This is a genomic window from Flavobacterium koreense (genome assembly GCF_054776075.1).
In genome coordinates this window covers 297,165-309,584 of sequence record NZ_BAAHCF010000002.1, presented here as the reverse complement: position 1 = coordinate 309,584, position 12,420 = coordinate 297,165, and the positions used below count along the sequence as shown (strand labels likewise).

The window sequence follows — 12,420 nt, the reverse complement described above, 5'->3', positions numbered from 1 at the left end:
TTAAGTTCTATTTTTTTGCTTCTTCTTTCTTAGCAGTGATTTTAACTTTATCACCAGAATTTAGATTTTTAGAAACAGTAACATAAGGACCAACGATTACTTCATCACCTTTTTGAAGTCCAGAGATGATTTCAATATTAGTATCATCTTGGATTCCAGTTTTTACCACTCTTATTTTAGCTTTATCGCCTACTTTTACAAAAACACATTCTAGTTTTTTATCCGACTTAGCTTTAACTTTATTATCCTCTTCTCCATCTTCAACTTCAAACTTTTTAGTTGCCGTTGTATCCGATTTTATAACCACAGAGCTAATTGGCACACCAATAACTTTTTCTTTTCTTGTAGTGATGATATCAACAGTTGCTGTCATTCCTGGTCTAAAAGGCGAATAAGTATCTGGCTTTCCTTCAATTAAATCTAAATATGATTCTTTCAAAATTCTAACTTTAACTTTGAAATTTGTTACTTGATCGGCAGTAGTTGTAGAACTAGCAGAGTTAGAAATACTTGTAACAATTCCTTTAAACTCTTTTTTCAAATACGCATCAACCTGAATATTAGTTTCGTCTCCTATGTTGATTTTAACGATATCATTTTCGTTGACATCAACTTCAACTTCCATATTGTTTAAATTGGCAACTCTTAAAATTTCTGTTCCTGTCATTTGTTGGGTTCCTAAAACTCTTTCACCCAATTCTACATTCAGCATAGAAATTGTACCATCAGCTGGAGCATAAATTGTAGTTCTTCCTAAGTTATCCTTTGCTTCTTTTACAGTTGCGTTAGCACTTTGAACGTTATAATAAGCCGATTGTTTACTAGCTTTTGCCACTTCAAATGAAGCAATAGCTTTATCCCAATCTGAACGAGAAATAATTCCTTTTTCGTACAACGATTTATTTCTATCATAATTAGCTTGAGCTTCTTTGAAAGAGGCATCGGCTTGACTTAATCCAGCTTTAGTTCCAGAATAATTTGAAACAGAACGATTCAAACCAGAAGTATATAAATCAGGATTAATTTTTACTAATAAATCACCTTTTTTAACCACTTGACCTTCTTTTACAGGCAAAGCGATAATTTCTCCAGAAACTTCAGAAGATATTTTTACTTCAATTTCTGGCTGAATTTTTCCAGTTGCAGATACTGTTTCTATAATAGTTATTTCGTCAACTTTGGCAGTTTCAACTTCTGTAGAATTATCTCTATCACCAAAAACACCAGCTTTTGATAAGGCTACTAATAAAACTACTAATCCTAAAATAACTCCAGTTATTATGTAAATTTTCTTTTTTGACATGATCTTATTTATTTTCAATTATTGGAATTCCAAAATAAAACTCCACTACTTTAACTTTAAAAATGTAATCGTATTTAGTTCTTATTACTTCTGATTGTGCATTGGCATATAATAATTGTGCTTGATTGTAATCAAAACTATTCATCATGCCCACAGCATACTTTTCTTTAGCGTAATTAAAAGCTTCTTTACGAGCATCAAGCGTTATAGTTGCTGACTCGTATGCATTAAGAGCTCCTTTAGCATCTGTAATTGCTGTGTAAACATTTCGTTCTAAATCTAATGTAGCTTGTTTTTCAACTGTCTTAGAACGCTCTAAAGCAATTTTTGAACGCTCAACATTATTCTTGATTGACAAACCATTCAGTATCGGAATATTCAATTGCATTCCAAAATTATGTCCTTTATTGTTACTAAATTGATCAAAGAAGGGAAGTGCACCTGCTGTATAAGGAAAGCCCGAGCTATCAAATAATACTCTATCTGCATAACTAACTCTTGAACTAAAACTATAAAATCCAGATAAACTTGGTTGAAAAGCTCCTTTAGCAATTTTTACATCTTTTTCGGCAATTTCTAGATTTGTTTTGGCTATTTTTAACTCTACACGTTCTTGTTTTGCTTTTGCAATGATAGCTTCAGGTGTTTCTAACATTGTAGCGCTAGGTTTTACTTCATAATCAGCATCAGCAATATCAAAATCTTTAAAATCATCTAATTGTAGCAACTGTGCTAAACTCAATTTTGATAAAAACAATGTGTTTTCAGCCGCAACAACTCTTTGTTTATCTGCAGCTACTGTTGCCTTTACATCTAATAAGTCACCTCTTGGAACAACACCAGATGCAACAAGTTCTTCACTTCTTTTTTGCTGCTTTTCATCATTTGCTAATTGTTCTTTTTGAACTTTAAGATTCTCTTTATTGAAAAGAATTTGAAGAAAAGCGTTAGCAACATTTAGAGAAATATCATCTTTCATTTTGGTCAGTTGATACTGAGAAGATAAAATTGAAAGATTAGCTCTACGAAGTCTGTTTTGATTTTGCAATCCATTATAGATATCAATACTTGAATTTAAACCTGCAGAGGTAAATTGTGTAGTTTGATTCTGTAGTAAACCTGTTGTAATATTTTGATTTAAACCAATATTCCAAGAGTGTGAAGCATTGGCATTAATTGTTGGTAAAAAATTTCCAATAGCATCTTTCTTAGAAATTGCAGTTGTTTGCGCATCTAAATCGGTTTGTTTTATGCTAATATTATTCTTTAAAGCATAATCAACACATTCTTGTATAGTCCATTTTTTTGATTGAGCTTGGGATGAAAATCCGAAAACTAGAGCAAAAAGGAAAATTATTTTAAAACCTACGTTTTTCATGTTTATTTTAATCAATAGTTAAAATACAATAATGCAAATTTAAGCGTTTTATAATCAAAACAATTAAATTAACATATTCTTATCTGACGTTAAATTACTTTTTTTGTTACATTCACACCCAAATTAATTTTGATTTAAAAATGAAAAACTGTTTTCTTATATTATTTTCGCTTATTTTACTTTCTGCTTTGTTTAGTTGTTCGTCAACAAATAATATAGCTACTATAAAACCAGAACCCTCTCAAAATACTCCAATGGCATACAAAACAACAACTTCATTCGTAAGCATGCCCATGGAAGTTTCATTAAAAGAAATCGAAAACCAATTAAATAAAGCCTTAACTGGATTAATTTATGAAGATAATAATCTTGATGATGACAAAACGGAAATGAAAATTTGGAAAACAGGCACCATAAAATTAATTGAAAAAGACGGAAAAATACAATCTGTTTTGCCTTTAAAAATTTGGTCAAAAATAAAATACGGAACGGAGTTCATGGGACTAAACGACACAAGAGAAATTGACTTAAACGGAACCATAACTTTACTTAGCACAGCCAAATTATCAAATTGGAAAATGAATACTAGCTCTGTTATTGAAGATTTTGAATGGAGTGAAAGCCCAACGATATTAGTTGCAGGAAAAAAAGTTCCTATAACCTACATAATCAATCCAACACTATCTATTTTTAAGTCTAAAGTGGCAAAGAAAATTGATGATGCTATTGAAAAATCTTGTGATTTCAAACCTTATGTCTTAAATGTTTTAGAAACTTTGGGCACACCTTTTAAAACAAGTGAACAATATGAAACCTGGTTTAAAATGAATCCAATTGAAGTTTATGTTACTGATGCACAATTGCAAAAAAGTAAAATAAAAATGAACTTAGGATTAAAATGCACCATGCTAACAATGGTTGGACAAGAACCAAAAAATGTTTTTGATAAAGAATCTGTGACCTTTAAACCAGTTGCTACTGTTCCAGATAAAACCACTGCTACTGTTGCAGCAATTTCAACCTATGAAAGTGCTTCACGAATAATAACTAAGAATTTTCAAGGAAAAGAATTTGCTTCTGGAAGTAGAAAAATAACGGTACAAAAAGTTGATTTATGGTCGAAAGATGGTAAAATGATTATTGCACTTGACATGACTGGAAGCATCAATGGATCAATTTATCTTTCTGGAATTCCAAATTATAATTCAGTTACAAAAGAAATTTATTTTGAACAAATGGATTATGTTTTAAATACAAAAGGTCTTTTGACAAAAACAGCTAATTGGTTGTTGCAAGGCGTAATTTTGAGAAAAATTCAAGAAAACTGCCGCTATTCTATAAAAGAAAATTTGGACGAAGGCAAGAAAAGTTTATTGCCCTACTTGAGCAATTACTCACCAATGAAAGGCGTATTCGTAAACGGAACTTTGAACGATTTTGAATTTGAAAAAGTTGAATTGACCAACGAAGCTATAATTGCATTTATAACTACATCAGGTAAATTGAATATTAAAATTGATGGAATGGAATAAAAACTATTGAGTTTTCTTTTTCGTATACATTCTATAAACCACTACTCCAACGATACCAACCAACACGTACGGAATAACCATTAGGTAAACAATTCCGTCATTTACTGCTTCAGCTTTCATAGTATTTCCTTCACTCTCTAATGATGCTCTACACATAGCGCATTGTGCTTGTGAAGGAAGAGAATAGAATATAGAAAAAAGTATAATGACAAATCCTTTCAATGTAGAAACTTTTCTTTTCTCTAGTCTATTTTCTATTTTCTTTACTCTATTTTCTATTTTCTTTACTCTATTTTCTTTAATTTGCATAATATGGAGAAATCATTAGATAAACAACAACACCAGTAACTGCAACATATAACCATAACGGAAATGTAATTCTTGCCAACTTTTTGTGTCTATCAAATTGTTGAGATAATGCTCTAACGTAGGTAAACAAAACCAAAGGAATAATAATTACTGAAAGTGCAATATGAGTTAGCAGAATAAAAAAGTAAACATACCTAATTACACCTTCTCCACCAAACTTAGTTGATTCTGAAGTCATGTGGTAGGCAACATACATTACTAAAAAGATTACAGAACATGCAATTGCAGAAGTCATTAATTTTTCGTGTAACGAACGATTACCATTTTTTATAGCTCTTACTGCTAAAATCAATAAAATAGCCGTAATACCATTAATTGACGCGTAAATTGGCGGTAAGAAAGAAAGTGGCTCCACATTGATTCCAAAATCTTTCAATTTAACCGAAAATAGTATTGCTACTACTATTGGAATTAGTATTGAAACAATTATGATTGGTGTTCTAAATTTTTTTTCTATTGTGTTATCCATGATTATTCTTCTAATAATAATTTAATGTCTTCTTTAATTTCCTTTACTCCTTTGGCTTCAAGTCCATCATAATATAGAATTGGATTTCCTTGATTATCCTTTCTACATCTTATTTTTCCTTCTTTATCTATAAGTGCAAAAAGTCCGGAATGTTCAAAACCACCATTTACTTTTTTATTCTCCGCAGCATATAGATTGAAGCCTTTGTTTGCCAAACTTAAAATATATTCTTTGTCACCTGTTAGAAAATGCCAATTTGGTGAAGTGATGCCAAGTTGATTTGCATGTTCCTTTAAAACTTCAACAGTATCGTTTTCAGGGTTTATTGTAATTGAGGCTACTCCAAAGTTGCTCTCTTTTGAAAACTCCTTTTGAATATCCTTCATGTTTTTGTTCATAATGGGACAAATTGAAGGACACGTTGAAAAGAAAAATTCAATTACATATACTTTACCTAAATAACTTTTATCTGATATTTTAGCATTGTTTTGATCTGTTAATTCAAACTTAGGAACTGGTCCTATTTTTATCAAATCATTTTCTTTTACAATTTCATTAGAAAGACTCATCCTGTCATTTTTCACAACAGAGCCGTCTTTAATGCGATTAATTATTTTTGGTATAAAAATAATTCCAAATATTAAAATGATAAATGAAATACCTATGTAAGATTTATTTTTCATGATTATTATATTTTTCTTGAAGCGTTGTGATTTCTTTTTAAAGCCAATCGATACTCTGCCAAAATAATTTTAACATCATCAATCATTTGGTTGTATAATTCAGAAACCAGAACTGTATTATAGCCTTCTTTATATTCTGGCTTACCTTTTTTATCTTGACCTTTTCTACCTCTAAGATTTCTCTTTTTATCTACAATATAAACATTTGGTGTTCCAAGCTTATCATCTAATTTACCAACTAATTGTAGTTTATCATAGAATGTTTGTATTTGCTGTGGCGAACCAAAAACAAAGTTCCATCCAGCTTGAGTTCCAAGTTTACTTATATCGTTTTTTAATGCTTTTACTTGCTCTTGAGTTCCATCTGGAAAAATCATTACCATTTGAAAATCTTTAAAATCTTTATTCCTAGTATAAATCTTTTCGTATAAATTAAAAAAGCTTCCTTTTCGTTTTTCAACATCAGTACCAATAAAGCCTAATATTGTAATTTTATTGGTAAGAGCAACTGGTTTATCATCTAGCGTTTTCCAAGTATTTATGTCTGGAATATTCTTAGTAATGGTTGGAAGATTAACAAAACTATTAACTCCTGATGCAAAAAAGAGATAAGTAACTAGTGGAAGAACAAACAATACAAACAGAACAATTTTCTTTTTCATTTTTTTTCATAATTTGAATATACAAAAATAAAAAAAAGGTACGCAATGCGTACCTTTTTATTGAATTAATATAGTGTTAAAAATTCCACTTAATTGTAGCGTCTTTAAAAACCCCAAAAATATAATTACCTTCAGTTAAAAGGATGAATGTTAAATATAAAACTAAGAAAATAACTGTCCAAACAACAGATCTTCTTAATGCTTTTGTTTCACCTTCCATATGCATGAAAGCCCAAACGATTCCGTAAGCTTTAACTAAAGTTAAAATTAAGAATATCCAATTTAATAGATTAGTTCCTAAAAAATTAGTCATATGTAGAGCTTCAGGCTTGAAAATACCTAAAATTACCTCTACAATTGTAACTGCAGAAAGAAACCAAAAAACCTTCCAAATTCTACCTGTATTCGATTCGTGTGCGTGTGCCATTATTTTTTTATCTTAAAATTAAACTAAATAGAAGAATGTAAATACGAAAACCCAAACTAAATCGACAAAGTGCCAGTATAGTCCAACTTTTTCAACCATTTCGTAACTTCTTCTTTTTTCATAAGTTCCTAAAAGAACATTTATGAAAATGATGATGTTAATGATAACTCCAGAGAATACGTGGAAACCGTGGAAACCAGTAATAAAGAAAAAGAAATCAGCAAATAACTTACTTCCATATTCATTGTGTTGTAAGTTAGCTCCTTCAACTACTAATGAAGCATCTGCTAATCTTTTTTCAGATTCTGCTCTTGAAAGGATAAATTTGTGTTTTGGTTTATTTAAAGACTTATCTTCGTTTAGACCTTGAACAGTTTTAAGAGTTTCCTCACTATTAATAACTTCAGTTCTTACTAATAAGTCAGGACGAGATTTAAATCCTTCTAAAACTTCATTTACAGAATACGTTGGTAAAGAACCTTCTTCCATAAACCATTTTCCTTTTCCTCTTGTAAGTTGTTCTCTTTCTTCAGGTAATACAACTGCGAAATCAGCTAAAGCAACACGTTTTCCTTTGCTATCAACAAATTGTAAAATACTTCCGCCTTTTGTTTCAACAGCACCATACTCACCATGAATGAAATTTTTCCACTCCCAAGCTTGTGAACCAACGAAGATTAAACCTCCGATAATTGTTAAAAACATGTAGAAAGCTACTTTTCCTTGCTTCATTTGGTGTCCAGCATCAACTGCTAATACCATTGTTACAGATGAAAAGATAAGAATAAAAGTCATTAATGCCACATAATACATTGGCATAGAAACACCGTGAGCAAATGGAAAGTGAGTAAACACCTCATCAGCCAATGGCCAAGTTTCAATAAATTTAAACCTAGAAAAACCGTAAGCAGCTAAAAAACCAGAAAAGGTTAATGCATCAGAAACGATGAAAAACCACATCATTAATTTTCCGTAACTTGCTCCTAATGGCTCATTATTTCCGCCATCCCATGATTTCCCTACAGTATTTGCAGTAGTAACTGTCGATCCCATAAAAAGTTGTTGTTAAAAAGTTCCCAAATTTACATTTTTTTCTTATTTAAAGAAATATAAAAACAAAAATAAATAAATCCACAAGAAATCAAGAAAGTGCCAATACATTGCACCTAGCTCAATACCAAGAAATTGGGACGAATTGTACTTTTGTTTAAAATGATTATAAATTATAATTAATAATGAAATTATCCCTCCAGCTAAGTGCGCCATGTGCACATAAACCAAAACATACAAAAATGAAATGGTAATAGAACCTGATCCTCCAACTGGATATAAATGATTTTGAAATAACTGTGCAAAACCTTCAAATTGGAAATAAATAAATCCAAATCCCAAGGCAAGAGTTGCTAACAAAAATAATGTCGTTGTGCTTCTATCATCTTTCTTTATTGATTTTTTCGCTAAGTGAATGGTTACACTACACAAAAGAATAATTGCAGTACTTATAAAAAAAGCAGTTGGCATTTGGAAATCTTTAAGCCAATCTGGTCTCGATTTACTAACAACCATTGCGCTTGTTAAACCGGCAAACATCATCACCATACTTATCATCGCAAAAATCAACAAGAGTTTGTATGACCTTGCTGTGCGTTCTTTATGTTCTTCAGTTGTCATCATAACTATCTTAAAAATTTATCTGTTATATATATTATTTGCAATAAAGTAATGTAAGAAACACTTACTAACATTAGTACCCTAGCAGCTTTTGGCGTTCTTTGTTTGTATAATTTAATAGCATAAATCAGCATCCATAATCCCAAAAGAAAAACCAATACTGCAGCAATTGGACTAATAAACAACTGGCCTGTAAATCCCAAACAAGGTAAAAGCGATGCCACAATTAACCAAAAGGTATACAATATAATTTGTGTTGCCGTTTTATTATCTCTTTGTCCTGTTGGCAACATAAAAAACCCTGCCTTTTCATAGTCTTCATACAAAAACCAGCCTATAGCCCAAAAATGAGGAAACTGCCAAAAAAACTGAATCATGAATAGCGTTCCTGCTTCTATTCCGAAATTTCCTGTTGCTGCAACCCATCCTAACATGAAAGGAATTGCTCCTGGAATTGCTCCTACAAAAACCGATAATGGCGTAACCGTTTTTAATGGTGTGTAAGCACTTGTGTATAAAAATATTGAAATCGCTCCGAACATTGCTGTTTTTGGATTGATTAAATAGAGTAAGATTAATCCAATAATCGTTAACAAACTTGCCACAAATAGAGCAACTTTAGGCGACATTCTTCCTGCAGGAACTGGACGATTCTTAGTTCTATCCATTAATGCATCCAAATCTTTTTCTATCACTTGATTAAAAGCATTTGAAGCTCCAACCATGCAATACCCACCGATAATCAACATTATCAAAGTTGTCCAACTAAACGGATGACTTTCGTCAAATCCTAATAAATAGCCAGCAATTGAAGAAAATAAAACACTTATTGCTAAACCAGCCTTGGTGATTTCTTTAAAATCTCTAAAGATTGCTTTGAGCGAAAGTGTATTAGTTGTAGAATTCAATGGAATTGAAAAATTGATTTTTTAATGGTGCAAAAGTAGTTTATCAAAAAGGATTTGACAAAAAACAAACCATAAAATTATTTAAAATTCTAATAATCGAAATACCAATTAAAAATATCGCATCTCAAACCAAGAGAAAACCATGTAGTACTTTGTTTTTTCAACGCATCTGTTTCAACTGTTGGACTAAAATTTCTGTAAATAATACTTCCAAAAGCTTTCAAATTTGTGGCTGGGTTTATCAAATAACCGGCTTGTAAATCGGCGATAAAAATATTCGTTTTATTTCCTTGTCCAACAGTAACTCCATTGTCAAAAGGTCTATTATCATTATAACTTAAATAAATATTTCCACCGTAATTCTTAGTAGCGTCAAAATCAAAACCTCTTACACCCATTGTTAATTTGGCATCAGCAAAATATCTTCCTTTGTGATAACGCGCAATTGCGATTAATTCTTTAGCATTTCCACCCCATTGATGTCCAAGACTTTGGTTGCTGTTTCCATAATTTGTTAACGCATCACTATGAGAATAAACGTAAGGTCTAATGTGATTGTATTCTACCTGCACCATCAGATTTTCTATATTAAACGCATTGAAATATTTTGCTCCAATTTGGTATGCAAATTTGTTTTTCCAACTTTTATTAGCATCTTTCACTTCATTAAATGAGAATTCATCAATTAGAAATTGTCCGTAAAAGTTAATTTGATTGTTCCATTTGTACTTAGTTGTTAAACCAAGTAATGCATTTCCACTTCTTGAAGATGATGCAAACTCAACAGCACGATAAAAGATAATTGGATTTACGAAACTCATGTCAAATCCTCTATCGTTTTGTTTAGACCAAACTACCGATTCGAAAAAACCTAAATTGAATCTTTTAGTAACATTCCAACTTAAATAATGGTTTGCAACAAACTTTGTCGCATAAGTTCCATCAACTGTGGCGTCATTTCTAACATCTTTCATCCACATATAATTGTTGGTATATTTAATTTTCCAGAATGTAGTGTTTATTTTAAAATAAGGAACAGGACTTACACCATCAGTTAAAAACAGCGAACGATATCCATCACCTAAAAAATTTCTTCCATAACCCAATTGTAAATCAATAAACTTATTTGGTGCGAAAGTTAAATTTGCCTCGGCCATAGGAAAATCAAAAGCATCTGATTTGAATTCTTTCGCAATTCCAACTCCAGGAATTATTGCAGGATTTCCTCCTGATGGTTTTATCGAAACTGCATAATTATTAAAATAATCAGCAAAACGACCTTGACTTTCAAAAATGGTTGTGGTAAAGTTCAATTGACTTCCCAAACCACCTCGTACTTGAATTCCGCGAGTATTTACGTAAGTATAATCTGCAACACTTGGATCGCTTTTACCCATTTGCAAATCGAAAATAGGATTCATAGTAAACCAATAATCATCTCCTTGAATGGCAACTGTATTTTCATTCCAAAGCTTTTTTCCCCACCATGAAGTTTTGTTCTTCATTAGCTTTTGATTTTCTGCTTCTAGATTGTAATATTTAGAAACTTCGGCATAAGTATAAGGTTTGGATGCCGTATGATTATTACTACCTACTTGATTCATCGCCGGATCAAATTGGGCATAAAAACTATGCGACAACGGAATGCTCAAATGACTTTGAAACTGAGGATTATTGAATTTTTTATAAACTATACTATCAAATTCTGTAAGTTCTTTATTTTTATCATTTGGCGAGTAAATTGTAGTTGGATTGCTAGCCTCAATTTCTTTCTCTTTTTCTGCTTGGATTTCTGCTGCACTTTGAAGTGGAATTGCTATTTTGATAGTATACTTTGCATAAGTTGGTTTTCCGTTATACGTTGGCGGACTCACTTTTGGCATAGCCGCAAAAACTCGTTTACTTTCTTTTACTAAATCCTCATCTATGGCATCAACATATTGCACTTTGAAAGTTCCTTTGTCGTCAACCTCAAACAAGACTATGATACTTCCTTTGTAGTTGTTGTCTTTTAACTTAGTAGGTACTTGAAAATTATTGTAAACAAAATTTTGCACTTCAGTATTGAAACAATTTTCAAGTTCTTTAGCTTGTAATTTCTCGCAGTTTGGAAAAATTGGCATTTGTTCACTTCCTTTTTGGGCGGTAACCAATAATGCATTTAATAGTAAAAAAGCTATCGTTATTTTATTAAACATCCTATTTGAATATAATTTAGTAATCGCTGTTTGTTGTTTGTCCGTTGGCAATGGCTTTGGCAGAAGATGTCCCAATTCTCTTAACTCCAAGATTAATCATTTCTACTGCTTCATCGTATGTTCTAACGCCACCTGCTGCTTTTATAGACAGAGGAGAGCCATTTTCTAACATCATTATTATAGTTGGAACCGTTGCGCCATTTGGCAAACCATTTTCTGTTTTGTAAAAACCTGTTGATGATTTTACATAAACCGAATGATAACATTCTTCTTTAAAATTAGACATCACAACCTTTTTAATCAAAGAAGAAATTTGGATAATTTGGTCGTTACTTAATGCTGCCACTTCAATAATCCATTTTACTATTTTGTGATGATCTAGTCCAAGTTTGGTTCCTTCGAGAACTTCTTTTTTTACAATATCGATCTCACCTCTTTTGAATGCTTCATAATTGCATACAAAATCTAAATCATCTACACCATCTTCAATAGCTTTTTTAGCTTCGGTAAGTTTATCTTCCAATGAATAAGTTCCTTCATGAAAACCAATTACAGTTCCTATCGTAACCATTGAATTAGCCTTACTAATCATTTTTCTAGCCATAGCTACCATATCAGGACGAATCATGATAAGTTTAAAGCCTTCATCTATAGCTTCTTGGATAAATCCTTGAACTACTTTGGTGTTTTCTTCAACAGAAAGTCCAGCTTGCCCGGGTGTTTTTAGATAAGTAGAATCTAAATAGTTCTTGATGTTCATTTTCTTGATTATTAGAAACGATAAAGGTACAAAAAATCTGCATCCAATTTATTGCTGCCA

Annotated in this window: 13 protein-coding genes; 1 reads left to right on the top strand and 12 read right to left on the bottom strand. The window is 31.4% G+C overall.

Annotation, left to right across the window (positions count from 1 at the left end; translation table 11 throughout):
- Window positions 1-7: 7 nt before the first annotated feature.
- Both ACYU7A_RS01640 and ACYU7A_RS01635 read right to left on the bottom strand, forming a co-directional pair.
- Window positions 8-1,303, bottom strand: coding sequence for an efflux RND transporter periplasmic adaptor subunit (locus ACYU7A_RS01640; RefSeq protein ID WP_460573756.1), 1,296 nt, complete (start codon window positions 1,301-1,303; stop codon window positions 8-10).
- Window positions 1,304-1,307: 4 nt separating this feature from the next.
- Window positions 1,308-2,681, bottom strand: coding sequence for a TolC family protein (locus ACYU7A_RS01635; RefSeq protein WP_460573754.1), 1,374 nt, complete (start codon window positions 2,679-2,681; stop codon window positions 1,308-1,310).
- Window positions 2,682-2,821: 140 nt separating this feature from the next.
- Here ACYU7A_RS01635 and ACYU7A_RS01630 point away from each other — a divergent pair, with 140 nt between their 5' ends.
- Window positions 2,822-4,213, top strand: a complete 1,392-nt coding sequence (locus ACYU7A_RS01630) for a DUF4403 family protein (RefSeq protein WP_460573752.1) — start codon at window positions 2,822-2,824, stop codon at window positions 4,211-4,213.
- A 3-nt stretch (window positions 4,214-4,216) separates the two neighbouring features.
- Here ACYU7A_RS01630 and ACYU7A_RS01625 read toward each other — a convergent pair whose 3' ends face one another.
- The 10 genes from ACYU7A_RS01625 to deoC form a co-directional block, all read right to left on the bottom strand.
- A complete protein-coding gene (locus ACYU7A_RS01625) occupies window positions 4,217-4,522 on the bottom strand; it encodes a hypothetical protein (RefSeq protein ID WP_460573750.1) in 306 nt (101 codons plus the stop codon).
- Window positions 4,512-5,051, bottom strand: a complete 540-nt coding sequence (locus ACYU7A_RS01620) for a DUF420 domain-containing protein (protein WP_460573748.1) — start codon at window positions 5,049-5,051, stop codon at window positions 4,512-4,514. Before ACYU7A_RS01620 ends, ACYU7A_RS01625 begins: the two co-directional genes overlap by 11 nt.
- 2 nt (window positions 5,052-5,053) lie before the next feature.
- Complete coding sequence (locus tag ACYU7A_RS01615; protein ID WP_460573746.1) at window positions 5,054-5,734, bottom strand: SCO family protein; 681 nt, start codon at window positions 5,732-5,734, stop codon at window positions 5,054-5,056.
- A 5-nt stretch (window positions 5,735-5,739) separates the two neighbouring features.
- Entirely contained in the window at window positions 5,740-6,396 is a 657-nt protein-coding gene (locus tag ACYU7A_RS01610; RefSeq protein WP_298305169.1) for a hypothetical protein, read from the bottom strand.
- A 76-nt stretch (window positions 6,397-6,472) separates the two neighbouring features.
- Window positions 6,473-6,823: a cytochrome C oxidase subunit IV family protein gene (locus ACYU7A_RS01605; RefSeq protein ID WP_460573744.1), complete on the bottom strand. Its 351-nt coding sequence runs from the start codon at window positions 6,821-6,823 to the stop codon at window positions 6,473-6,475.
- Window positions 6,824-6,841: 18 nt separating this feature from the next.
- Window positions 6,842-7,876: a cytochrome c oxidase subunit 3 gene (locus ACYU7A_RS01600; RefSeq protein WP_460573742.1), complete on the bottom strand. Its 1,035-nt coding sequence runs from the start codon at window positions 7,874-7,876 to the stop codon at window positions 6,842-6,844.
- 42 nt (window positions 7,877-7,918) lie between these two features.
- Window positions 7,919-8,497, bottom strand: coding sequence for a cytochrome c oxidase subunit 3 (locus ACYU7A_RS01595; protein WP_460573740.1), 579 nt, complete (start codon window positions 8,495-8,497; stop codon window positions 7,919-7,921).
- Window positions 8,498-8,499: 2 nt separating this feature from the next.
- Window positions 8,500-9,402, bottom strand: coding sequence for a heme o synthase (gene cyoE, locus ACYU7A_RS01590; protein WP_460573738.1), 903 nt, complete (start codon window positions 9,400-9,402; stop codon window positions 8,500-8,502).
- An 89-nt stretch (window positions 9,403-9,491) separates the two neighbouring features.
- Complete coding sequence (locus ACYU7A_RS01585; RefSeq protein WP_460573736.1) at window positions 9,492-11,600, bottom strand: gliding motility protein RemB; 2,109 nt, start codon at window positions 11,598-11,600, stop codon at window positions 9,492-9,494.
- Between the two features lie 16 nt (window positions 11,601-11,616).
- Complete coding sequence (gene deoC / locus ACYU7A_RS01580; RefSeq protein ID WP_460573734.1) at window positions 11,617-12,360, bottom strand: deoxyribose-phosphate aldolase; 744 nt, start codon at window positions 12,358-12,360, stop codon at window positions 11,617-11,619.
- Window positions 12,361-12,420: the final 60 nt, after the last annotated feature.